The organism is Catellatospora chokoriensis (genome assembly GCF_011297315.1).
Taxonomy (GTDB): Bacteria; Actinomycetota; Actinomycetes; order Mycobacteriales; family Micromonosporaceae; genus Catellatospora; species Catellatospora citrea.
In genome coordinates this window covers 121702-145079 of record NZ_JAAOTI010000014.1, presented here as the reverse complement: position 1 = coordinate 145079, position 23378 = coordinate 121702, and the positions used below count along the sequence as shown (strand labels likewise).

The 23378-nt window shown below is 72.3% G+C and carries 23 protein-coding genes; 8 read left to right on the top strand and 15 right to left on the bottom strand.

The features are described from left to right. Nucleotides 1-112 precede the first annotated feature (112 nt). The 5 genes from HAV39_RS21925 to HAV39_RS21905 all read right to left on the bottom strand — a co-directional run bounded on the left by HAV39_RS21925 (nt 113) and on the right by HAV39_RS21905 (nt 6320). Complete coding sequence (locus HAV39_RS21925; protein WP_373311557.1) at nt 113-1615, bottom strand: CoA-acylating methylmalonate-semialdehyde dehydrogenase; 1503 nt, start codon at nt 1613-1615, stop codon at nt 113-115. Beyond that, the gene (locus HAV39_RS21920) at nt 1612-2913 is read right to left on the bottom strand and encodes an aspartate aminotransferase family protein (protein ID WP_191841032.1); all 1302 of its coding nucleotides are present in this window, start codon (nt 2911-2913) and stop codon (nt 1612-1614) included. The genes HAV39_RS21925 and HAV39_RS21920 overlap by 4 nt, the downstream gene beginning before the upstream one ends. A gap of 179 nt (nt 2914-3092) precedes the next feature. Beyond that, nucleotides 3093-4763: a PucR family transcriptional regulator gene (locus HAV39_RS21915; protein WP_444542264.1), complete on the bottom strand. Its 1671-nt coding sequence runs from the start codon at nt 4761-4763 to the stop codon at nt 3093-3095. Between the two features lie 119 nt (nt 4764-4882). After that, the gene (locus tag HAV39_RS21910; RefSeq protein ID WP_191841030.1) at nt 4883-5275 is read right to left on the bottom strand and encodes a hypothetical protein; all 393 of its coding nucleotides are present in this window, start codon (nt 5273-5275) and stop codon (nt 4883-4885) included. Between the two features lie 247 nt (nt 5276-5522). After that, nucleotides 5523-6320, bottom strand: a complete 798-nt coding sequence (locus tag HAV39_RS21905) for a TrmH family RNA methyltransferase (RefSeq protein ID WP_360642762.1) — start codon at nt 6318-6320, stop codon at nt 5523-5525. 152 nt (nt 6321-6472) lie between these two features. Here HAV39_RS21905 and HAV39_RS21900 point away from each other — a divergent pair, with 152 nt between their 5' ends. After that, nucleotides 6473-7210, top strand: a complete 738-nt coding sequence (locus tag HAV39_RS21900; RefSeq protein ID WP_191841028.1) for a polyprenol monophosphomannose synthase — start codon at nt 6473-6475, stop codon at nt 7208-7210. A 57-nt stretch (nt 7211-7267) separates the two neighbouring features. Here the strand turns inward: HAV39_RS21900 and HAV39_RS21895 are convergent, their stop codons facing one another. Both HAV39_RS21895 and HAV39_RS21890 read right to left on the bottom strand, forming a co-directional pair. Then, nucleotides 7268-8275 carry an SPFH domain-containing protein gene (locus tag HAV39_RS21895; RefSeq protein ID WP_120315926.1) on the bottom strand — a complete coding sequence of 336 codons (1008 nt, stop codon included), beginning with the start codon at nt 8273-8275 and terminating at the stop codon, nt 7268-7270. Next, nucleotides 8275-8697: an NfeD family protein gene (locus HAV39_RS21890; RefSeq protein WP_120315927.1), complete on the bottom strand. Its 423-nt coding sequence runs from the start codon at nt 8695-8697 to the stop codon at nt 8275-8277. The genes HAV39_RS21895 and HAV39_RS21890 overlap by 1 nt, the downstream gene beginning before the upstream one ends. 195 nt (nt 8698-8892) lie before the next feature. On the opposite strand from HAV39_RS21890, the gene HAV39_RS21885 reads away from it, so the two are divergent. Next, on the top strand, nt 8893-10209 hold the full coding sequence (locus HAV39_RS21885; RefSeq protein ID WP_191841027.1) for a serine hydrolase domain-containing protein: 1317 nt from the start codon (nt 8893-8895) through the stop codon (nt 10207-10209). A 5-nt stretch (nt 10210-10214) separates the two neighbouring features. On the opposite strand, the gene HAV39_RS21880 is transcribed toward HAV39_RS21885, so the two are convergent. Continuing rightward, nucleotides 10215-11030, bottom strand: coding sequence for a DUF3097 domain-containing protein (locus HAV39_RS21880; protein WP_191841026.1), 816 nt, complete (start codon nt 11028-11030; stop codon nt 10215-10217). A gap of 90 nt (nt 11031-11120) precedes the next feature. Between HAV39_RS21880 and HAV39_RS21875 the strand changes: the two genes are divergently transcribed. Beyond that, on the top strand, nt 11121-11903 hold the full coding sequence (locus HAV39_RS21875; RefSeq protein WP_191841025.1) for a hypothetical protein: 783 nt from the start codon (nt 11121-11123) through the stop codon (nt 11901-11903). 27 nt (nt 11904-11930) lie between these two features. Here HAV39_RS21875 and HAV39_RS21870 read toward each other — a convergent pair whose 3' ends face one another. The 7 genes from HAV39_RS21870 to HAV39_RS21840 all read right to left on the bottom strand — a co-directional run bounded on the left by HAV39_RS21870 (nt 11931) and on the right by HAV39_RS21840 (nt 19149). Further along, complete coding sequence (locus tag HAV39_RS21870; protein WP_191841024.1) at nt 11931-12746, bottom strand: HAD-IIA family hydrolase; 816 nt, start codon at nt 12744-12746, stop codon at nt 11931-11933. Further along, on the bottom strand, nt 12743-13783 hold the full coding sequence (locus tag HAV39_RS21865) for a ferrochelatase (protein WP_191841023.1): 1041 nt from the start codon (nt 13781-13783) through the stop codon (nt 12743-12745). The genes HAV39_RS21870 and HAV39_RS21865 overlap by 4 nt, the downstream gene beginning before the upstream one ends. 177 nt (nt 13784-13960) lie before the next feature. After that, entirely contained in the window at nt 13961-14722 is a 762-nt protein-coding gene (gene fabI / locus HAV39_RS21860) for an enoyl-ACP reductase FabI (RefSeq protein WP_120315933.1), read from the bottom strand. 46 nt (nt 14723-14768) lie between these two features. Beyond that, complete coding sequence (fabG, locus tag HAV39_RS21855; RefSeq protein WP_191841022.1) at nt 14769-15482, bottom strand: 3-oxoacyl-ACP reductase FabG; 714 nt, start codon at nt 15480-15482, stop codon at nt 14769-14771. Nucleotides 15483-16136: 654 nt separating this feature from the next. Further along, nucleotides 16137-17096, bottom strand: a complete 960-nt coding sequence (locus HAV39_RS21850) for a VWA domain-containing protein (protein WP_191841021.1) — start codon at nt 17094-17096, stop codon at nt 16137-16139. Next, nucleotides 17093-18088 carry a DUF58 domain-containing protein gene (locus tag HAV39_RS21845; RefSeq protein WP_191841020.1) on the bottom strand — a complete coding sequence of 332 codons (996 nt, stop codon included), beginning with the start codon at nt 18086-18088 and terminating at the stop codon, nt 17093-17095. The genes HAV39_RS21850 and HAV39_RS21845 overlap by 4 nt, the downstream gene beginning before the upstream one ends. Beyond that, nucleotides 18085-19149: an AAA family ATPase gene (locus tag HAV39_RS21840; protein WP_373311558.1), complete on the bottom strand. Its 1065-nt coding sequence runs from the start codon at nt 19147-19149 to the stop codon at nt 18085-18087. The genes HAV39_RS21845 and HAV39_RS21840 overlap by 4 nt, the downstream gene beginning before the upstream one ends. Nucleotides 19150-19459: 310 nt before the next feature. Here HAV39_RS21840 and HAV39_RS21835 point away from each other — a divergent pair, with 310 nt between their 5' ends. Genes HAV39_RS21835 through HAV39_RS21815 form a run of 5 tightly spaced genes read left to right on the top strand, consistent with a single transcriptional unit; the run spans nt 19460 to nt 23378 of the window. Continuing rightward, complete coding sequence (locus HAV39_RS21835; protein WP_191841019.1) at nt 19460-19660, top strand: hypothetical protein; 201 nt, start codon at nt 19460-19462, stop codon at nt 19658-19660. Nucleotides 19661-19677: 17 nt separating this feature from the next. After that, entirely contained in the window at nt 19678-20208 is a 531-nt protein-coding gene (locus HAV39_RS21830; protein WP_239120099.1) for a PH domain-containing protein, read from the top strand. Continuing rightward, nucleotides 20205-21677, top strand: coding sequence for a PH domain-containing protein (locus tag HAV39_RS21825; RefSeq protein ID WP_239120101.1), 1473 nt, complete (start codon nt 20205-20207; stop codon nt 21675-21677). The genes HAV39_RS21830 and HAV39_RS21825 overlap by 4 nt, the downstream gene beginning before the upstream one ends. Before the next feature lie 34 nt (nt 21678-21711). Beyond that, nucleotides 21712-23184: an AAA family ATPase gene (locus tag HAV39_RS21820; protein WP_239120103.1), complete on the top strand. Its 1473-nt coding sequence runs from the start codon at nt 21712-21714 to the stop codon at nt 23182-23184. A 29-nt stretch (nt 23185-23213) separates the two neighbouring features. Continuing rightward, complete coding sequence (locus HAV39_RS21815) at nt 23214-23378, top strand: hypothetical protein (RefSeq protein ID WP_191841018.1); 165 nt, start codon at nt 23214-23216, stop codon at nt 23376-23378.

Sequence of the window (23378 nt, the reverse complement as noted above, 5' to 3'; positions counted from 1 at the left end):
CAGCTCCGAACATGCGCCTGAGCTGCATGATCCGGAGTTGCGGGCGATCCTCTCACAAACACGAAACCCCGTCCACGCAGCTCAAGCGGCATGGACGGGGTTTCGCCGACGATCAGTGCTGGGTCGGGAAGCCCAGGTTGATCCCGCCGTGGCGCGGGTCCAGCCAGCGGCTGGTGACCACCTTGCCCCGGGTGAAGAAGTGCACACCCTCCGCGCCGTGCGCGTGGGTGTCACCGAACAGCGACGCCTTCCAGCCGCCGAAGGAGTAGTACGCCATCGGCACCGGGATCGGCACGTTGACGCCGATCATGCCGACCTCCACCTCGTGCTGGAAGCGCCGGGCGGCCCCGCCGTCGTTGGTGAAGATCGCCGTGCCGTTACCGTACGGGTTGCCGTTGACCAGCGCCAGCGCCTCGTCGTACGAGCCGACCCGGACCACGCTGAGCACCGGTCCGAAGATCTCGTCCGTGTAGATCGACATCTGCGGTGTGACCCGGTCGAACAGCGTCGGCCCGAGGAAGAAGCCGGACCCGTCCGCGTCCGGCCGGACGGTGCGGCCGTCCACGACCACCTTCGCGCCGGCCCGCTCGCCCGCGTCGACGTAAGACACAACCTTGTCCCGGTGCACCTTGGTCACCAGCGGCCCCATGTCGCAGCCGCGGCGGCCGTCGCCGGTGCGGATGCCCGCCACCCGCTCGGAGATCTTGCCGACCAGCTCGTCGCCGACCGGGTCGACCGCGACCACCACCGAGATCGCCATGCAGCGCTCGCCCGCCGAGCCGAACCCGGCGTTGACCGCCGCGTCGGCGGCCAGGTCCAGATCCGCGTCGGGCAGCACCACCATGTGGTTCTTCGCGCCGCCCAGCGCCTGCACCCGCTTGCCGTGCGCGGTGCCCGTCTCGTACACGTAGCGCGCGATCGGCGTCGAGCCGACGAACGAGACCGCCTTCACCTGCGGGTGCGTCAGCAGCGCGTCCACGGCCTCCTTGTCGCCGTGCACCACGTTGAACACCCCGTCGGGCAGCCCCGCCTCGGCGAACCACGACGCCAGCAGCACCGACGCGCTCGGGTCCTTCTCACTCGGCTTGAGCACCACCGCGTTGCCGCAGGCGATCGCGATCGGCGCGAACCACAGCGGCACCATCGCCGGGAAGTTGAACGGCGTGATCACCGCGACCACGCCCAGCGGCTGCCGGATCGAGTACGAGTCCACCTCCGTGGAGACGTTCTCGCTGAAGAAGCCGCGCTGCGCCGACGGGATGCCGCAGGCGAACTCGACCACCTCCAGGCCGCGCTGCACCTCCCCGGCCGCATCCGAGAGCACCTTGCCGTGCTCGGCGGTGATCGCCGCGGCCAGCTCGTCGCGCCGCTCGTGGATCAGCTGCCGGAAGGCGAACAGCACCGCGGTCCGCTTGGCCAGCGACGCGTCCCGCCACGCCCGCGCCGCACGGTCGGCCGCGCCGACCACCACGCCGACGTCGGACGTCGACGCGAAGTCCACCAGCGCCGCCACCTGCCCGGTGGCCGGGTCGTACACCTCGCCCTGCCGGGTCGCCCCGTGCTCCCAAGGCTTGCCGTCCACGAAATGCGTGATGTATCCGATGTCGCCGCTCATGCTTTCACCGCCTGCTGATGTGCGGCCGCCAGCGCGGCGGCCAGGATGTCCAGGCCTTCCTTGGCCTCGGCCTCGGTCAGCGTCAGCGGCGGGCCCATCCGGATCACGTTGCCGTAGAGGCCGCCCTTGCCGACCAGCAGCCCGTTGGCCTTGGTCTCCTCCAGCACCCGCAGCGCCAGCTCGGGAGCCGGGTCCAGGGTGCCCGGCCGGACCAGCTCGAACGCCAGCATCAGGCCCTTGCCGCGCACCTCGGCCACGATCGGGGAGTCCAGCCCGCGTACGCCCGCGTGCAGCACCTCGCCCACCCGGGCCGCGTTGGACTGCAGGTCGTGCGAGAGCACGTAGTCGAGCACGGCCTGACCGGCCGAGGCGCTGATCGGGTTGCCGCCGAAGGTGTTGAACGAGACCGCGTTCAGGCAGTCCATGATCTCGGCACGGGCGACCACCCCGCCCAGGGCGAAGCCGTTGCCGATGCCCTTGGCGAAGGTCAGCATGTCCGGCACCGCGTCGTGGGCCTGGTAGCCCCAGAAGTGCTCGCCGGTGCGGCCCCAGCCGGTCTGCACCTCGTCGGAGACCCACAGGATGCCGTGCTCGTCGAGCACCTCCTTGATCGCCTTGAAGTAGCCGTCGGGCGGCGCGACGAAGCCGCCCACGCCCTGGATCGGCTCGGCGATCAGGCAGGCCACGTCGCCCGCGGTCGTGGTGGCCAGCACCTCGCGCAGGTCGGTCACGGCCCGCGCGATGTACTCGGCGTCGGACAGCCCCGCGAACAGGCCGCGCAGCCGGTCGCCGGAGTGCAGGTAGCTGACGTTCACCGGGGACAGCGAGGTCGCCGACCAGCTGCGCTGCCCGGTCACCGCGAGCGCGGCGAAGCTGCGGCCGTGGTAGCTGTTGCGCACCGCGAGGATCTGGTTGCTGCGCCGGTACTGCGTGGCCAGCAGCAGGGCGGTGTCGTTGGCCTCGGTGCCCGAGTTGGCCAGGAACACCTTCGCGTCCGGGATGCCGGACACCTTGGCGATCTTCTCGGCCAGCTCGACCTGCTTGCGGATCAGGTACAGCGTCGAGGAGTGCGCGATGCCCTTGTCGATCTGGCGGCGCACCGCGTCGGAGATCTCCGGGATGTCGTACCCGATCATGTTGGTGAGCACGCCGCCGAAGAAATCAAGGTACGTGCGCCCCGACGCGTCGGTGACCCGGCAGCCCGCGCCGGAGACCAGCTCGATCGGCTCGGCGTACAGCGGACTGATCCAGTTGGGCATGACAGCGCGGTGGCGGTTGAGCAGTTCGTCGGTGCTCATGGGCTAACACGTCCTTCGGCGGGCGGTATGCGGCTGTGTGTCAGATCACCCTGGACGCTCCCAGCTCCGGGAGCCCCGGGCAAGCTACATCCTGCCAGCCGCCGCCGTGTCCGCCTGACAGGTCGTCAAGCCGAGGGGGTACGCGCCGGGCACCGTGCCTAAGAATCGAAGGTTTGAGGTCAGCCCCGCAACGCGTCCCGAGCCAGCAGCGCCACGTGCAACGACAGGCACGCCTGTACCGAGTCCAGGTCTACTCCCAGAATGCGCTCGATCCGGGCCAACCGCTCGTAGAAGGCGGGCCGCGACAGGTGCGCCGCACCGGCCGCGATCGACTTGTTGCGCCCGTGCTCCAGGAACACCCGCAGCGTCGGCAGCAGCGCGTCCCTCGGATGCTCCGCGTCATACGCCAGCAGCGCCCCGAGCTGCCGCTCCACGAACGTCTGCAGTCGCGGTTCGTCGCGCAGCAGGTGCAGCAGGCCGGGCAGGCCCACGTTGGGCAGCCGGTGCACCACGGGCCCGGTCGGGTCGTGCCGGGCCGCCTGTGCCACCTGGCGTGCCTCCACCAGCGAACGCCGGGCCTCGCGCAGGCTGTCCACGCCCGAACCCGCCGCGATCAGCAGCGTGTCGGCCCGCCCACGGCGCAGCGTGGCGGCGAAGGACTCCAGCGCCGGCTCCTCCTCCCCGCGTACCGCCAGCAGCGCGCCCACCGCGCGGTCGTCGACGGCGCTGGTAAGCCCGGTCTGCTTGGCCTCGCGCAGCGCCTGCGAGACGGCGTCGGCCAGGTCGCGCAGGGCGGCCTGGCCGGCCTCGGTGCCCGCCGCCAGCGACTCGTCCCGGAGCCGGACCACCACCCCGACCAGCCGCCGGCGCTCCAACTGGATGCCCAGCGCGGCGGCCCGCAGCGCCACCTCCGACACCGGCAGGCTGTGGTCCAGCAGCGCCGACAGCAGGGTGCCGTGCAGCTGCCGCTCCAGCCCTTCGGCGTCGCGCCGGATCAGCCGCCCGAGCGCCAGCGTCGAGGCGGCCCGCTCCAGCAGGATGGTGAGCCGCGTCGGCGGCGCGGTCGGCAGCACCCGCAGGCCCGCATCCGGCTCCTCCCATGACACGTCCCGACCCGAGGCGGGCCAGCGCAGCAGGAGGCGGCCCCAGTCCTGGCCGCGCGCCCCGACCGGGGTCACCAGCCAGCCCGTGTCCGGGTCGTAGCCGGTGCGGCCGCTGCCGGACGGCTGCGCCTTCACCCGGCGGGAGTGCTGCTCCCACCCGTCCAGCAGCATCTCCGCGCGATCTCCGGCCGCGTCGTAGGCCAGCACCTGCCGGGCCAGGTTCTCCAGCACCACGGGGCACCCGGCGAGTTGCGCGGCCTGGTGCACCACCTCGGCGGGCTCCGCGCCCTCCACGCTCAGCTCGGTGAACCGCTGGTGGATCTGCTCGGTGGCCCGCAGCTCGGCCAGCTGCGCATCGACGATCAGCGCATGCACCGCCTCGGTGATCTGCACGAACGGGGTCGGCCTGCGCAGCTCGACCAGCGGCATGCCCGCCTTCTGCGCGGCAGCCGCCATCACCCGCGGCACGCTGGCCGTGTACCGCCGCCCCAGCTCCACGATCAGCCCGGCCACGCCCACCTCGGCCAGGTCGTTGACGAACGCGCGCACGCCCGCGTCGTCGGCGGGCAGCCCGATGCCGGTGGTCAGCACCAGCTCGCCGCCGCGCAGCAGGGTCGCGATGTCGGGCACCTCCGCCGAGTGCACCCAGCGCACCGGCCGGTCCAGGCCCGACTCCCCCGCCACCAGCCGCGGCGCGCCGATCCGCACCGAATCCAGCGCGATCACCTCACGCACCGTCGGGAACACCGCCGTCACCACGGCTCCGCGGTGAGCACGTCAGCGGTACACATGGCGCAGGTCCCATCATTCGCAGCTCAGCTGTGGTCACCACCCTACTGAGGCGGGCGCGCGAGCGGCGAGAGCGGTCAGCCAGGCGGCGGGGCGGACGCCGCCTGCCCGTGGCGGTCGGCGCGGTCCTGCAGCACCGCCATCGGCACGAACGCGAGCACGGCTGCCGCGGCCGCCCACAGCGGCGACATCTCGCCGCTCACGCCCGTCATGGCCGCGGCGAACGCGGTGGCAGTCCAGACGAGCTCAGTGGCCCTCCCCGCGGTCCGGAGCGAGCGCGGCACGGCGGGCTGCCACCGGGACGGTCCGGCGTTCGGACGCCGGTCCAGCCACCACTCCAGCGGCCAGGCGATCACGGCCCCGAGCAGCCAGGTCAGCGCGAAAGCGCGCCAGCTGAACGGCTCAGCCGACTCCGCGCCCGGCAGCCACCTCCCGACCAGCACGAACAGGTACATCCCCACGGCCGTCACGAGCACTCGGATCGGAATGCCCCACCGACCGAAACGCCCAGCAAACCAGCCGTATCCGGCATGGCGTCCGGGCGGATCAGACTCCGTCACGGGCGGCAGCCTACGAAACGCCCGCCACGCCCGCCGCCCCGAAGACCGCTCGACTTGCCAGGCAGGTGTGCGTATCTTGACCGCGCTTTCGCCCACCTGCCTGGCAAGTCCGACGATCTTGGCGGCGCGCCGCGGGTCGCGACGCGGCTCGGGTCGGTCAGGCGGGGTCGTCGCGGGTGAGTTCCCAGCAGGCGACGGCGGTGGCGGCGGCGACGTTGAGGGAGTCGACGCCGCGGCGCATGGGCAGGCGCACGCGCACGTCGCTGGCGTCCAGGGCGTGCCGGGACAGGCCTGGCCCCTCCGCGCCCAGCAGCAGCGCCGGGCGCAGCCGCTGGGTGTCGGTGAGCTGCTGCATCGGCACCGCGTCGGCGGCCGGGGTCATCGCGAGGATCGTGTAGCCCGCGTCGCGCACCTCCGACAGCGCCTGCGGCCACGGATCGAGCTTCGCGTACGGGATCGCGAACACCTCGCCCATGCTCACCCGCACGCTGCGCCGGTAGAGCGGATCCGCGCAGGTCGGCGAGAGCAGCACGGCGTCAACCCCGAGCGCCGCAACACCCCTGAAGATCGCCCCGATGTTCGTGTGGTTGTTGATGTCTTCGAGGATCACCACCCGGCGCGCCGCGGCCAGCACCTCCGAGGCCGGCGGCACGGGCTGGCGGTGGAAGCTGGCCAGCACGCCGCGGTGCACGTGGAAGCCGGTGACCTGCTCCAGCACCTCCGGGTCGGCGCCGTAGACCGGCGCGCCGTCGAGGTCGGCGACCTGCCCGGCGCGCTTGGCCTCGACCAGGAACGAGCGCGGCCGGTAGCCGGCCCGCAGCGCGCGCCGCAGCACCAGCTCACCCTCGGCGATGAACAGCCCGTGCGGCGGCTCCCAGCGGGTGCGCAGCTCTACGTCGGTCAGCGCCCGGTAGTCCGCGATCCGCTCGTCGCCCGGATCCGTGATCAGTTCCACGTCCCGATTCTGCCGTCCCGGCAGGCGCGGCCTGGCGGCGACACCGGGCTTGGGGCGTTCGGCCCCGCCGACGGGTAGGATCGGCCACCGCCGCCCGTCCATCGGCCGCCCGCCCGCTCAGCCGGTCGGACGTCCCCAATCCCGAGGTATCGATGAACAGCACCGAGCCGAAGATCACCGTGGTCGTGCCCACGTACAACGAGCGCGACAACCTGCCGAAGATCGTCGACCTGCTGGCGGCCCTGCCGGTCCCGAACGTCCACGTGCTGGTGGTCGACGACAACTCGCCGGACGGCACCGGCGAGGTGGCCGACAAGCTGTCGGTCGACGGGCCCATCCCGGTCGGGGTGCTGCACCGCACGGCCAAGGACGGGCTGGGCCGTGCCTACGTCGCCGGCATGACCAAGGCGCTGGCCGAGGGCGCGGACATCGTGATCCAGATGGACGCCGACCTGTCCCACCCGACCACGGCGATCCCCACGATGCTGCAGACGCTGGCGGAGACCGACGCGGCCGTCGTGCTGGGCTCGCGCTACGTCGCGGGCGGCGCGGTGGCCAGCGACTGGCCGTGGCACCGCAAAGCCCTGTCGGCCTGGGCCAACTTCTACGTCAACGCCATCCTGCAGCTGCGGGTCAAGGACGCCACGGCCGGCTTCAAGGCCTGGCGCGCGCAGACCCTGCGCGCCATCGACGTCGAGTCGGTGCAGAGCAACGGTTACGCCTTCCAGGTGGAGATGAACCACCGCGTCGTGCGCCGCGGCCTGCGCATCGCCGAGGTGCCGATCAAGTTCGAGGAGCGCGAGGAAGGCGTCTCCAAGATGAGCCTCGGCGTGCAGCTCGAGTCGGCGCTCGTGCCGTGGAAGCTGCTGCTGGGGCGCGATCCGCGCTGACCTGGTACAGCAGAAGGGCCGGCAGCGTGCGCTGCCGGCCCTTCTCGTGCCCGTCCGTCACTCCTTGGGGAGGCGGCTGGTCTCGATCTCGATCTCCTTGACGGCCGCGGCTGCCTCCGCCGCCAGCCGGGAGGCCTCGGCCTCGGCCTCGGCGCCCGACTCGCGGGCCGCCTCGGCTGCCCCCGGGTCGCTGCGCAGGCCGCCGAAGGTCGCCGCGATGCCGTCCAGCGCCTTGGTCAGCTCCACCGGGACGATCCACAGCTTGTTCGACGCGCCGGCCGCGATCTGCGGGAGGGCCTGCAGGTACTGCCAGGCCATCACCTTGTTGTCGGGCGAGGACACGTGGATGGCGTCGACGACCAGCTTGATCGCCTTGGCCTGGCCCTCGGCCTGCAGGATGCGGGCCTGGCGGTCACCGTCGGCGCGCAGCACGGCCGCCTGCTTGTCACCCTCGGCCGTGAGGATCTGGGACTGCTTGACGCCTTCGGCGTTGAGGATCGCGGCGCGGCGGTCCCGCTCGGCGCGCATCTGCTTCTCCATGGAGTCGCGGATGCTCGGCGGCGGCTCGATCGCCTTGATCTCGACCCGGGTCACCTTGACGCCCCAGCGGCCGGTGTTCTCGTCGAGCACCGCCGACAGCTGCCGGTTGACCTCCTCGCGGCTGGTCAGCGAGCGCTCCAGGTCCATCGAGCCGATGACGTTACGCAGGGTGGTGACGGTCAGCTGCTCGATCGCCTGCAGGAAGTTCGCGATCTCGTAGGTGGCCCGCACCGGGTCGATGACCTTGAAGTACAGCACGGTGTCGATGGAGACCACCAGGTTGTCCGACGTGATCACCGGCTGCGGCGGGAAGCTGACCACCTGCTCGCGCAGGTCGACCTTGGTCCGCACGGCGTCGATGAACGGCACCAGGATGTTCAGACCGGGGGTCAGCGTGCGGTTGTACTTGCCGAGGCGCTCGACCACGTCGTTGCGCTGCTGCGGCACGATCTTGACCATCTTGATCAGCGTGATCAGGACGATCAGCGCGACGATGGCCACCAGCGCGGTGATAAAAGTCTCCATCAATCCCTCCAGACCAGCGCCGTCGCGCCGTCCACTTTCACTACCCGGACCCGGTCACCCGGGACGTATGTCTTCGTGGCGTCGTACGGCCGGGCCCGCCAGAGCTCGCCGCCGATCTTGACCAGGCCGTTGTCGGCGTCGACCCGCTCCACCACGAGCGCGTCCGCGCCCTCGGTGACCGCGAGGCCCATCGAGGCGGCGTCGGCGTCCTGCCGGAACCAGCGGTGCTTCATCCAGGGACGCACCACCGCCAGCGAGAGGACGGACACCACGACGAACGCGATGCCCTGGATCCAGCCGGGCGCCCCGGCGAGACCCACCAGCGAGGCGACCAGCGCGCCGGCAGCCAGCATCAGCAGCACGAACGTGCCGGTGAAGAGCTCCGCGATCACCGCCACCGCTGCGAGGAGTAGCCACCACATCCAATCTTCCACGAGCTGATCGTGTCACGCCCGCGCCAGTGATGGGAGGTGTGGATCTCCTCGTCCGTTCGGCCAGATCCGGAGGTACGCGCAGCCAGCCGCGGTAACGCCTTGGCTCGGACGCCGTTGTCCGCATAGGTTGTCCAGCGCGATTGGCAGCGCACGGAATGGCACGGTGCGCAGGGTGGAGTGACGATGACGCTGAACACGCAGACCGCGGCACGGGTCGACGAGCTGGTCGCCGGCGCCCAGGCACAGGGGCGTACGCCCTGCCTGGTGGCGGCCGTGGTGCGCGAGGGGCGACCGGCGCACCTGGCGGTGGCGGGCGTGGACCCGGCCACCGGGGCCGCGCCCACCGGCGACACCCAGTTCCGGATCGGCTCGATCAGCAAGACGCTGACCGCCGTGCTGGTGATGCAGCTGCGCGACGAGGGCGCGCTGTCCCTGGACGACCTGCTCTACCGGCACCTGCCGGGCACCCCGGTCGGCAGCGCGATCACCATCCGGCAGCTGCTCGGCCACATCTCCGGCCTGCAGCGTGAGCCCGACGGCCTGTGGTGGGAGCGGCACGACGGTCCCGACCTGGACACCTTCCTGGCCGCGCTGACGCCGGACAAGCTCGCCTACCCGCCGCACCGCGCCTACCACTACTCCAACCTGGCCTACGGGCTGCTCGGCGCGGTCGCCCACAAGCTCACCGGTCTGCACTGGACGGAGCTGGTCACCAAGCGGCTGCTGGAGCCGCTGGGCATGACCCGCACCAGCTACACCGAGGTCGAGCCGTTCGCCCGCGGCTACGTGGTGCACCCCTGGCACGGCACGCTGCAGGAGGAGCCGCGCACCGACGCCGGGGCGATGGCCCCCGCCGGGCAGCTCTGGTCCACCGCCGACGACCTGATCAAGTGGGCCGCGTTCCTGGCCGAGCCCGACCCGGCGGTGCTCGCCCCGGCGACGCTGGCCGAGATGTGCGCCCCGGTGGTGATGACCGACCTGGACGCCTGGACCACCGGCCACGGCCTCGGCCTGGAGCTGGTCCGCAGCGGCGAGCGCATCTTCGCCGGGCACGGCGGCTCGATGCCCGGCTACCTGGCACACCTGTGGGCGCACCGGCCCAGCCGGACCGGTGTGGTCACCTTCGCCAACGCGTACACGCTGCACGGGCGGCGCATGGCCGACCTCAGCCGGCAGCTGCTGGCCGAGGTCCTCGACGCCGAGCCGGAGCGCCCCGCGCCGTGGCAGCCCCAGCCCGTGGGCGAGCCCCACGAGCTGGAGGGCACCTGGTGGTGGATGGGCCGCGAGTTCGCCGCCCGCTTCGACGCCGCCGCGGGCGAGCTGGTCTTCACCCCGGTCACGGTGCCCGCCACCCCGTGGCGCTTCACCACCGAGGGCGCGGACGTGTGGCGCTGCCACAGCGGCAGCAACGACGGCGAGGTGATGCGGGTGCGCCGCGACGCCGACCGCACCCCGGTGGAGCTGGACATCGCCACGTTCGTGCACACCCGGCAGCCCTGACGCGGCTACTCCTGCGGCGCGGTCACGAAGTCGATGAGCCGCTCCACGGAGTTCACCAGCGGCGTCTCCAGGTCGTGGTAGCTGTCCACCCGCGACAGCAGCCGCCGCCAGAACAGCGCGGGCTCCTTGACGCCGAGCGCGGCGCAGATGCCCTCCTTCCACGGGTGCCCGTACGGCACCACGGGCCACTCCTCCATGCCCAGCCGCGACGGCTTCACCGCCTGCCACACGTCGACGTAGGGATGCCCGGCGATCAGGGCGTACGGGCTGTCCACGGCCTTCGCCAGCCGGGCCTCCTTGGTGCCGCTCACCAGGTGGTCGACCAGCACGCCCAGCCGCCGCCCCGGTCCGGGCGCGAACTCGCGCACCGCGGCGGGCAGGTCGTCGACGCCGTGCAGGGGCTCCACCACCACCGCCTCGGCGCGCAGGTCGTCGCCCCAGATCCGCTCCAGCAGCTCGGCGTCGTGCAGGCCCTCGACCCAGATCCGGCCCGCCCGCGCGACCTGCGCGCGGGTGGGCGTCGCGGCGACCGAACCCGACGCGGTGCGGCGCGGCTGCGCGGGCGCGGCGGAGGCCTGCGGGCGGCGCAGCGTGACCACCGTCCCATCCAGTAGGAAGGCGGCGGGTTCCAGTGGGAAGTGCCGGCGGCGGCCGTGGCGGTCCTCCAGGGTCACCGCGCCGTACTCGAAGCCCACGATCTCACCGCAGAAACCGCTGCCGGCGTCCTCGACGACCATGCCCAGCTCAGCGTCGTGTTCGGGGGTCACCCGGCGGGGCTTGCGGCGGTCGAAGGAATCGAGCACATCATCGCTGTAGCGCATGCGACGGCACCCTAGTCCGCGCGCGCGTTCCGCGCTCAATGACGCGCCGGTCCGGGACAAACCCCAGGAACAGCACGTACCCTGGTCGGCATGTCCCCCGCAGCGCAGGTGACCCTGACCACGCGCCGGTCCGCCCGCTTCGTCGCGTGGACCCGGGCCTGGCGCGCCGGACTGGTGTCCTTCGACGAGATCCTCGACGACCTGACCGCCGAGGAGGAGCAGCACGTGCGCGACCTGCCCGGCCAGTGGCGCGAGGAGGTCGAGCTGCGTGAGGCGCTGCCCGCGCTGGCCAAGCTGCACCCCGACGAGATCCGGCTGGTGCTCCCGGTGCCCGGCGACCCGCGCGGGCTGCCCGGCCCCGGCCCGTTCACGAGCCACGCGCTGGTCAGCGGGGAGGGCGTCATCGCCAGCCGGCTCGGGTTGGTGCCCGAGACCCGGCAGCACACGTCCGGTTCGGGCGTCACCTTCACCACCGTGCTGTGGCGGGCGTTCGAGCTGCCCGAGGCCCCGAGCGCGCAGCTGCCGGGCGTGCGCGAGGCCGACGGCGCGCTCAGCCTCGCGCTGACCGAGACCACCACCCGGCTGGTCCGCCTGGACGTGGCGCAGTGGCGCCCGGAGCTGGCCGGGGCGCTGCAGGCGCTGCGCAAGCCCGACGCCGAGACCGACCTGCCCCCGGGCTACGACCCGCGCGCCAGGCGGCTCTACGCCCGCGCATGCGTGCTGGACCGGGTGCTGACCCTGGCCGGCCAGGCCGCCCCGGGCGGGGCGCTGAACAGCTTCGAGGCCCAGCAGCGCGACGAAGCGCTGCGCCCGCTCGCCGGCGCCTGCCGGGCCGCCCTGATGGCCGCCTGCAACGCCCCGTTCGAGGGCTGAGGGGCGGACCCGGGACGCGCGGCCCGGTCAGGCGGTCGTGGCCTCCGCCGCTTCCTTCAACGGCTCCACCTCGTCGATCAGGTCCGCCACGGAGTTGACGACCCGCGACGGCCGGTAGGGGTAGCGCTCCATATCGGCCTTGGTGGCGATGCCGGTGAGCACGAGGATGGTGTGCAGGCCGGCCTCCAGACCGCACAGCACGTCGGTGTCCATCCGGTCGCCGATCATGGCGGCCTGCACCGAGTGCGCACCGATCTTGTTGAGTGCCGAGCGCATCATCATCGGATTCGGCTTGCCCACGAAGTACGGCTCGATGCCGGTGGCCTTCGTGATCAGCGCGGCGACCGAGCCCGCGGCCGGCAGCGCGCCCTCGTTGGACGGTCCGGTCGCGTCGGGATTGGTGCAGATGAAGCGGGCACCCTTGTTGATCAGGCGGATCGCCGTGGTGATCGCCTCGAAGCTGTAGTTGCGGGTCTCGCCCAGCACCACGTAGTCCGGCTCGTAGTCGGTCATGATGTAGCCCGCCGCGTGCAGCGCCGTGGTCAGGCCCGCCTCGCCGATGACGTACGCCGTGCCGCCCGGCCGCTGGTCGGCCAGGAACTGCGCGGTGGCCAGAGCCGACGTCCAGATCGCCGACTCCGGCAGGTCGAAGCCCAGCCGGGTCAGGCGCGCGTGCAGGTCGCGCGGGGTGTAGATGGAGTTGTTGGTGAGCACCAGGAACGGCACGCCCGCAGCCCGCAGCCGGCCGATGAACTCCGGCGCGCCCGGCACCGGCTCACCCTCGTGGACCAGTACGCCGTCCATGTCGGTCAACCAGGCGGCGATCGGCTTGCGGTCGGTCATCGGGTTCCCTCTCTGTTGCTGCGCACCGGCGGCGGGCAGCAGTTGCTCGCACAGACATCCCAGTGCTCGAGCCTACCGAGCGCGGTCCGCTCCCGGCCGCCCGGTGCCGTGCGCTCCAGCACGAGGTCGCGCACCATCGCCACGAAGCGCGGATCGGCCCCCGGCGTGCCCGCGCGGGCGAAGCCGAGGCCCAGCCGCCGGGCCGTCGCCGCGGCCTCCTCGTCGAGGTCCCACAGCACCTCCAGGTGGTCGGAGACGAACCCGATCGGGCTCACCACCACCTGGGTCACCCCCTCCTTGGCCAGCACCTCGAGGTGGTCGTTGACGTCCGGCTCCAGCCACGGGACGTGCGGCGCGCCCGAGCGGCTCTGCCACACCAGGTCCCACGCCAGGCCCGGCGCGCCCCGCTCGGCGACCAGCCGGCCGGTCTCGCGCAACTGCGCCTCGTAGCGTCCGCCGGCCGGGCCGCTGGACTCCGCCATGGACACCGGGATGGAGTGCGCGGTGAACACCAGCCGGGTGTTCTCGTGCTGCGACACGTCCAGCGTCGACAGTGCCGCGGCCACCGCGTCGGCGAACGGCTCGACGAATCCCGGGTGGTCGTGGAAGTGCCGCAGCTTGTCCACGACCGGGGCGCGCGGCCCGACCGCGGCCCGCGCCGACGCGATGTCCTGCAGGTACTGCCGGCACGACGAGTACGACCCGTAGGCGCTGGTCGCCAGCGCCACCGCGCGCTCGATGCCGTGGTCGCGCATCTGGGCCAGGGTGTCGGCCAGCATCGGCCGCCAGTTCCGGTTGCCCCAGTAGACCGGCAGGTCCAGCGCGTTGGCCGCGAAGTCGGCCCGGATCGCGGCGACCAGCTCCCGGCACTGCTCGTTGATCGGCGACACCCCGCCGAAGCGCAGGTAGTGCTCGGCCACCTCGGCCAGCCGTTCGGGGGGCACGCCGCGGCCCCGCGTCACGTTGTGCAGGAAGGGCAGCACCTCGTCCGGGTGCTCCGGACCGCCGAACGACAACAGCAGGAAGGCGTCGTACATGCGTAAAAGGCTAGAACCCCACCCGGACCGCCCACACATCACCCACCCGCCGTCCCACCCATGTCACACCCCCACACACCATCCAGGCCGCAACTCTCAGAGAGTTGCGGCCTGGATGGTGTGTGGAGGCCGCGACTCTTTAAGAGTTGCGGCCGGGGGGTGTGCGCCCGGGGAGGGTTACGCGCCGAGGGCGTGGTAGCCGCCGTCGACGTGGATGATCTCGCCGGTGGTGGCTGGGAACCAGTCCGAGAGCAGGGCGCAGACGGCCTTGGCGGTGGGCACGGTGTCGGTGAGGTTCCAGCCCAGCGGGGCGCGCTCGGTCCAGGACTCCTCGAACTTCTCGAAGCCCGGGATCGACTTGGCGGCCATCGTGCGCAGCGGCCCGGCCGACACCAGGTTGCTGCGGATGCCCTGGTCACCGAGGTAGTTGGCGAGGTAGCGGGAGGCGGACTCCAGGCCGGCCTTGGCCACGCCCATCCAGTCGTACACCGGCCAGGCCACGGTGGCGTCGAAGGTCAGGCCGACGATCGAGCCGCCGTGGGGCATCAGCGGCAGGGTGGCCATCGCCAGCGCCTTGTACGAGTACGTGGACACGTGCACCGCAGTGGCCACGTCCTCCCAGGTGGTCTGCAGGAACGTGCCGCCCAGCGCGGTGGCCGGCGCGAAGCCGATCGAGTGCACCACGCCGTCGAGGCCGTCGACGTACCCGCGCACGTTGTCGGCCAGGGCCGCCAGCTGCTCCGGGTTCGTCGCGTCCAGCTCGATCACGGGCGCGGTGACGGGCAGCCGCTTGGCGATCCGCTCGACCAGGGACAGCCGGCCGTATCCGGTCAGCACCACGGTCGCGCCCTGCTCCTGAGCGATCTTCGCGACGTTGAACGCGATCGACTGCTCCGTGATCACGCCGGTGACCAGGATGCGCTTACCTTCGAGCAGCACGTCTACTCCTCATTCGAAATCTTGTTGAGCACGGTGGTGAGGACCGTCAGTGGCCCATGCCGAGGCCGCCGTCGACCGGGATGACCGCGCCGGAGATGTAGCCCGCGGTGTCGCCGGCGAGCCAGGTGACCACGCCCGCGATCTCGTCGACCGCGGCGATCCGGCCGGCCGGGATGGCCTTGCGGATCTCGGCCTTGCGCTCGTCGGTGAGCTTGTCGGTCATGTCGGTCTCGATGAAGCCGGGGGCCACCACGTTCGCGGTGATGTTGCGGGTGCCCAGCTCGCGGGTGATGGAGCGGGCCATGCCCACCAGACCGGCCTTGCTCGCCGCGTAGTTGACCTGCCCGGCGCCGCCGTACAGGCCGACCACCGAGGAGATGAAGATCATGCGGCCCCAGCGTCCCCGGACCATCTTGGTGGAGGCGCGGCGGGCACAGCGCCAGGCGCCGCTCAGGTTGGTGTCGAGCACCCGGCCGAACTGCTCCTCCGACATGCGCATCAGCAGCGTGTCGTCGGTGATGCCGGCGTTGGCGACGAGCACCTCGACCGGGCCCAGCTCGTTCTCGACGGTGGTGAACGCCGCGTCGACCGCCGCCGGGTCGGTGACGTCACAGGTGACGCCCAGGATCTCCGGCGCGACGGCCGGGTCGAAGGTGCCCCGGTGGGTGATCGCCACACGGTCGCCCTGCTTGGCGAACGCCTGCGCGATCGCCAGGCCGATACCTCTGTTGCCGCCGGTGACCAGGACGGTGCGAGACACGGTTACTCCTTCGCGATCAGGTTGTTCCGCCTGAGCCTAGGGCGCTGCCCGGAAGGCGGCGGGTACGGGGGCGTGACTAAATCCGACTATAATCTTTGTGCGATTCCGCCAAACGGCCCCGTCCGGGTGGACACGGAAACCCTGCCGGTACGGCTGATGCGGATCACGATCGCCCATACGGTATGATCACGACGTTTGCGAGCTGGATTTCGGCCTAAGGAGGTGATCGCTATGCGAGATAGCGATCCTCCGAGTCATGGCCGGGTCCTGCGAGCCGCAGTGCGCCGATCCTGCGCCTGACTTTCTCGCATCCCCGCGCGTCCTCCCGTCGAAACCGAGCCGGTGCGTCTTCCACCGGCTGGGAGGTCCGTGCGCTGACCTGGTCATGACTCACACCCGAGTGTCCCTGTAGTTGCCTGCACAACACAGTCACCGGAGTAGGTCATGAGCCGTTACCTCGCCCCGCTGGGCTTCACTCTCGCCGCGGCCTGGGTAGGAGCCATCTTCCTGCTGGTCAGCCGCTGAGCGCCACCGGCAGCGCACGCCCGCGACGCCGCCGGCGTGCCGTACCGACAGCTTCTGCTCTGCACCCGCCCGCGCAACACCTCGATGGTTGCGCGGACGGGTGCAGAGCAGGCGAACACCGCCGCCCCGTCAGGGCAGGCGTGACGTCCACAGCAGGCTGAGCACGCCCGCGCCGAGGCCCAGCAGCAGGGCCGCGCCGGCGAACCACTGCGAGACCTCCCTGGGCACCCGCTTGTGCCCGATCGACGAGCCCATGTCCTGGTAGACCTGGGTCAGCTCGGCCGCCGACGCCGCCTCGTAGAAGAAGCCGCCCGTCGTCTCGGCCAGCTCGGCGAGGGCCTGCCGGTCCACCGGCACCCGCTGCAGCTGCCCGGCGATGTCGACCATGCCCGCGTCGGTGCCGAAGGCGATCGTGGTCACCGGCACGTTCGCCTCGACCGCCGCGGCCGCCGCGTCCTCGATGGCCCGGCCGTAGGTGCGGTAGCCGTCGGACAGCAGCACGATCCGGGCGGGCGGCGGCCCTTCGGCCCCGGCGCCGGGCACCGCCTTGATCGCGTCCAGCGAGGTGAACACCGCCTCGCCGGTGGCGGTGGCCTCGGCCAGCTCCAGGGCGTCGATCGCGTCGTTCACCGCCGCGCGGTCCTTGCCCGGCGAGACCAGCACGTTCGCCGATTTGGCGAAGGACACCAAGCCCAGGTTGTACGAGGCGGGCAGCTCCTGCACGAACTGCTTGGCGGCCTGCTGCGCCGCCTCCATCCGGGTCGGCTCCACGTCGTCGGCCTGCATCGACAGGGACACGTCGATGGCCAGGATGATGGTCGCCCGCTCCAGCGGCTCGTCGACCTCCATCGACGGCCTGGCCAGCGCCGTCACCAGCGAGAACAGCCCGGCCAGGAAGAGCCCGGCGGCCACGTGGCGCCGCCAGCCCAGCCCGCGGGGCACCAGCGAGCGCAGCAGCTCCAGGTTGCTGAACGGCAGCGCCGTGTCGCGGCGGAAGCGCCGCAGCAGATGCCGGGCGGCGTACGCGCCGGCCAGCGCGAGCACCGGGATCAGCGCCAGCAGCCACATCGGATCCAGGAAACGGATCATCGGCTCCCCCCGCGGGTACGGCGGTGACGTTGCGCGGCCACGAACCGCACCAGGTCGAGCAGCCAGTCGGAGTCGGTGCGCAGCCGCACCTGGCGCGCCCCGGCGGTGCGCACCGCGTCGGCGATCAGCTCGCGCTGCCGCTGGGCGGCCTGGGCGTAGCGGCGGCGCAGGTCCCGGTCGCCGGTCTGCACCTCGTGCCGCGCGCCGGTCTCCGGGTCGCGCAGTTCGAGCACACCCGCCGCGGGCAGTTCCAGCTCGCACGGGTCCAGCACCTCGACGGCGAGCACCTCGTGCCGGGTGGCGAGCTTGCGCAGCTGCCAGGCCCAGCGCTCGGGCGGGTCGAGGAAGTCCGAGATCACCACGGCCAGCCCGCGCCGCCGCGGCGGGCTGTTCAGCGCCTCGATCAGCGGCGCGAGGGTGTCCGCGGGGCGCGCCGGAACCTGGCTCGTCCCGGCGCGCCGCTCTGGCGGCGTGCCAGGCGACTCCCCACGCGCCGCGCCGCCCTCCTCGATCAGCCTGGCGACCGTGCGCAGCAGCCCCTGCGCCTCCCGGCGGCCGGGCCGGGCCGGCCGGCGGACCAGCTCGGGACCACCGGCGTTGATCACCGCGCCGACGCGGTTGCCGCCGCGCACGGTCAGGTGGGTCATCGCCGCGGTCGCCGCCAGCACCAGATCGCGCTTGAGCATCCGGGCGGTGCCGAAGTCGAGGCTCGGCGACAGGTCCACGGCCAGCCAGGTCTCCAGCTCCCGGTCGGCCACGGTCAGCCGCACGTGCGGCACCGTGGTGCGGGCCGTGACCGGCCAGTCCATCCGGCGTACGTCGTCGCCCGCCCGGTATTCCCGCGACTCCCCCGCCTCGCTGCCCGGTCCGGGCAGCAGGCCCAGGTAGTCGCCCTGCAGCAGCCCGTCCAGCCGCCGGTTGACCAGCAGCTGCAGCCGCCGCAGCGCCGCCTCGCCACCGGCTCGTTCCGGGGCGGCCACGGCCACGCTCACGTCGCCTGCTGCCGCGGGGCGACCGACGGCAGCGGCACCGCGGCCAGCACCCGGCCCACGACGTAGTCGGCGGGGATCTCGTCGGCCAGCGCGTCGTAGCTGAGCACCAGCCGGTGGCGCAGGATGTCCGGGGCGATGTCGAGCACGTCCTGCGGCAGCGCGTAGTCGCGCCCGCGCAGCAGGGACAGCGCCCGGGTGGCCCGCACCAGGCCCAGCGAGGCGCGCGGGCTCGCGCCGTACTGGATGAGCCGGGCGATGTCGGGCAGCCCGTGGTCGGCCGGGGCGCGGGTGGCCAGCACCAGCCGCACCGAGTAGTCGATCAGAGCGTTGTGGACGAACACCTGGTCGGCGCGCTCCTGCAGGCCGATCAGGGCCTCGGTGGTGAGCACCGGCACCGCGCGCGGGGGCGCGACGCCCATCCGGTAGACGATCTCCCGTTCCTCGACGTCGGTCGGGTAGCCCACCAGCACCTTCAGCAGGAAGCGGTCCCGCTGCGCCTCGGGCAGCGGGTACACGCCCTCCTGCTCGATCGGGTTCTGGGTGGCCATGACCAGGAACGGATCCGGCACGGTGTGGGTCACCCCGCCCAGCGACACGTGCCGCTCGGCCATGACCTCCAGCAGCGCCGACTGCACCTTGGCCGGCGCCCGGTTGATCTCGTCGGCGAGCAGGAAGTTGACGAACACCGGGCCGAGCTCGACGTCGAACCGCTCGCTGCCGGTGCGGTAGATGCGCGTGCCGACGATGTCCGCGGGCACCAGGTCCGGCGTGAACTGCACCCGGGCGAACGAGCCGCCCACCACCGTGGCCAGCGTCTCCACCGCCAGCGTCTTGGCCACCCCGGGCACGCCCTCCAGCAGGCAGTGCCCGCGTGCCAGCAGGGCCACGAACATGCGCTCGATCAGCCGATCCTGACCGACGATCACCTTCTTGACCTCGAACAGGGCGCGTTCCAGCAGCGTGGCGTCCTGCGCGGGGGTGGCGACCGTGGCGGGGCCGGCATCGGCGGTGCCGGTCGGCCCGGGACCGGCGGCATTGTCGTAGGTGATGGGCTGCACCACGGCTCCTCGTTACCGGCGGGTTGCTGATCTGCCCCAGCCTCGCATGAACAGCCGACTTATGCGGCAAAGTGCCGTTATTCCGGCGAAACCCTCGGTCGTTCCAGCCTGTTTGACACGACGTTTGATTTCATCCGAACGGATGCCCCGGCGGTCTTCCCTCCGCGCCCGGCGCGTGGTTAATATTCGTGCGTTGCCGGGCGGCTTCCCCCGTGGCCGCCCGGCACGCCAAACGTCTCCGCACCACTTGACACGCGATCACGCAGCCCGAGCCGAGCTCGGGCTTTTCTGTCGCGCGGGTAGGCTCCACGACGTGTTCGAGGCCGAGGCTCCCCTGATCTGCTCGCGCAAGGGCTGCCGCGCCGCGGCCACGTGGGAGCTGCGCTGGAACAACCCGAAGCTGCACGATGCGCAGCGGCGCAAGAGCTGGCTCGCCTGCGACGAGCACCGGCAGACCCTGGCCGACTTCCTGTCCGCGCGGGGCTTCCTGCGCGAGACGCTGCCCCTGGCCTGATCGTCTATCGTCGAAACGTGACCGACCCGCGCCTGGAAGCACCCCTGCCCACCGCGGCGCGCAGCGCCCTCGACCCGTGGCCGGGCGAGCTGGCGTGGCGGCCCGTCTCGCCGCGGCTGGTGGCGCTGGAACTCACCCGGGTCGCCATCAGCACCGCGCTGATGCTCGCCGTCTGCGCCGTGATCTGGTTCTTCACCGGCTCCGGCTGGGCCCTGTTCGCGGCTGTCGCGGTGCTGGCCCTCACCGTCGTGCGGGGCGTGGTGGCGGTGCGCGCCGCCCGCTCCTACGGCTACGCCGAACGCGAGCGCGACCTGCTGGTCCGGCACGGCCGCATGGTCCGGCACCTGTCGATCGTGCCGTACGCCCGCATGCAGTACGTCGACGTCGTCGCCGGCCCGCTGGAGCGCGGCTTCGGCCTGGCCACGGTGCAGCTGCACACGGCCGCCGCGGCGTCCGACGCGACCATCCCGGGCCTGGACCCCGCCGAGGCCGCCCGCCTGCGCGACCGGCTCGCGGCGCTCGGCGAGGACGCCGGTGAGGGCCTGTGACCGCACCCGCCACCCCTCCGGAGCACCCGCTGCCCACCACCACCACGCCGCCACCGTCGCCGCCGGAGCAGCCGAACCCCGCCGGCCGGCCTGACGCTCTCGCCCCGCAGCTGGCCGCCGGGCCGGGGCAGCCGCACCCGGCGCAGGTGATCGCCCGGCAGCGGCTGCATCCGCTCAGCCCGGTGCTCAAGAGCGTGCGCACGCTCACCCTGGTCATCGTCGCCGTGTCCTGGCGCGGCGTGCAGAACCTCGGCCCCGACAAGTACGCCCTGGTCCTGCTCGGCCTGCTGGCGCTGGTGCTGCTCTACTCCGCCGTCGCCTGGCGCTTCAGCGGCTACGAGGTGATCGGCCGGGAGCTGCGCATCCACGAGGGCGTGCTGTTCCGGCGCACCCGCGCGGTGCCGCTGGAGCGGCTCCAGGCCATCGAGGTGGTGCAGCCGGTGCTGGCCCGGCCCGCCGGGCTAGCCGAGCTGAAGCTGGACGTGGCCGGCGCGGGCAAGGCCGAGGCCCCGCTGGCGTTCCTGCCCCTGGCCGAGGCCGATGCGCTGCGCGCCCGCCTGCTGGCGCTGGCCACCCGCACCCCGGTGCCGCCGGTCGGGACGGCCCCGCCGGAGCCGACCACACCGGCGGTGGACCAGCCCGAGGAGCCCGACCTCTACCGGGTCGACAACAACGACGTGGTGGTCAGCCAGTTCCTGACCCCGCCGGTCATGTTCACCCCGCTGGCCGTCCTCTACATCGTGGGCCAGTTGCTCTTCAACAGCGACTTCGGCGTCTTCGCGGTCGCCAGCATGGTCACCGCGGTCGCGGGCACCATCGGCGCGCCCGTGATGCGCATCCTCAACTTCTGGAACTTCCGGATCGGGCGGGCCCCCGCCGAGCGCCTGCGCATCCGGCACGGGCTGCTGGAGACGCGCAGCCAGGTGGTCGGGCCGCGGCGCATCCAGTCGCTGACGGTGACCTGGCCGCTGCTCTGGCGGGGCAAGGGCTGGCTGCGGGTCACCCTCGCGGTGGCCGGGCAGAGCTCGGTGGGCGCCGACGGCCAGCAGAGCCGGGCCGAGACCGACCGGCTGCTGCCGGTGGCGACCGTCGACACCGCCCGGGCGATCGTGCCGCTGGCCCTGCCCGGTCTCGACATCAGCACGCTGCCCCTGTCGCCGGTGCCGCACCGGGCCCGCTGGCTGGCCCCGCTGCGCCGCCGGGTGCTGGCCGCCGGGCTGACCGAGCACGCGTTCGCCACCGTGGACGGCCTGCTCACCCGGCAGCTGACCGTCGTGCCGTACGCCCGGATCCAGAGCGTGCGGGTCACCGAGGGCCCCTGGCAGCGCCGCCTCGGCCTGGCCACGATCTACGTCGACGTGGCCGGGTCGACCCCGGCCGCGGCGGTACACCGGCCCCTGGCCGAGGCGTTCACCTGGGCAGACGAGCTGACCAAGCGCGCCCGCGCGGCCCGCGCCGCCATGGTATAACTCGACTTATTATAAATCCAGTTATACTTCTGCCATGCCAGTGACGCCCGCCGTGCCCAAACCCGGGGAGCTCTTCGACCGTGTCCACGAGTGGAACGCGCTCAGCGGGTTCGTCAGCCAGCAAAGGCAGGCAGCGGCCCTGGGGCTGGTCTACGGCAGGCGGCGGCAGGGGAAGACGTTCCTGCTGTCGCAGCTGGCCCGCGCCACCGGCGGTTTCATGTTCACCGCCGCGCAGCAGGCGGCCGACCAGAACCTCGCCGCCCTGAGCACCGCCTACCACCAGTTCACCGGTCAGTCGCCGGCCCAGTTCGCCGGCTGGCCGGATGCGATCGACGGCCTGCTGCGCCTCGGTGAGCGCGCACCCGTCACGGTGGTGCTCGACGAGTTCTCCTACCTGCTGGACAGCGTCGACGGCATCGCCTCGCACCTGCAGATCGCCTTGGAGCCGCATCACCGTGGTGGCAGCAGCCAGGCCCGCCTCATCCTGTGCGGCAGCGCCATGACCACCATGCGCAACGTGCTGGGCGGCACCGCACCGCTGCGCGGCCGGGCTTCGCTGGAGCTGCTGGTGCATCCGCTCGGCTACCGCGACGCCGCCACCTTCTGGGGGGCGCGCGACCCGGAGCTGGCCTTCCGGATCAACGCGCTGGTCGGCGGCACCCCGGCCTACCCGGCCATGTCGGAGACCGCACCGCACACCCTCGCCGAGTTCGACGGCTGGGTCGTCGACCGGCTGCTCAACCCGGCATCGGTCATGTTCCACGAGGGCGATGTGCTGCTGCGCCAGCAGACCGAGATCGCCGACCCCGCGCTCTACTTCTCCGTGCTCGCTGCGATCAGCCGGGGTGCGCACCGCCGGTCGGAGATCGCCAACGCCCTCGGCCGACCGGACACCGCGCTCGGCCATCCGCTGGCAGTGCTGGAGAGCGTACGGCTGATCGACCGGGCCGACGACGCGTTTCGCCAGCAGCGTCCCTCCTACCGCATCGCGGAGCCGCTGATCCGCTTCCACCAGCTGGTCATCGTCGGCAACGATGCGGCGTTCGCCCTGCGCCAGGGCGAACGCGTCTGGCAGAGCAAGGCCGACACGGTCAGTTCCAAGATCTATGGTCCGCACCTGGAGCAGCTCGCCCGGGAGTGGACCCAGGCCCACGCCGCCGAGCAGACCGTCGGCGGCTGGCCCAACCAGGTCCGTTCCGCCGTCGTCGCCTGCCGCGAGCACGGCCAGGGCCACGAGGTCGACGTCGTCGCGATGCGGGAGGAGCCCCTCGAGCCACGCCGGGTGCTCGCGATCGGCGAGGTGAAGGCCACCGCCAAACCGGTCGGCGAGACCGAACTGCACCGCCTGCGCCATGTACGCGACCTGCTTCCGGGCAATGTCACGCCCGAGCCGGTCCGCCTGCTGCTGTTCAGCCGCGCCGGGTTCACTCCGGCGCTGCGCCGGCTGGCCGCCGAGGACCCCGGCGTGGAACTCGTCGGCCTCGATCGGCTGTACCACGGAGAATGACGGTTCGGGAACGGCGACGGAGGAAACACATGACCGCTGGGAGCGCCCCGCACCGCTGGATCGTGTGGCGGCAGGACGACAACGGCAACCGGTACGAGGTGCGCCGGTGCGGCACCCGCGAGGAGGCCGAGGCGCTGGCCGCCGAGATGGAGGCACGCGGGCACAAGCAGCTCTACTGGGTCGCCGCGGCCTGA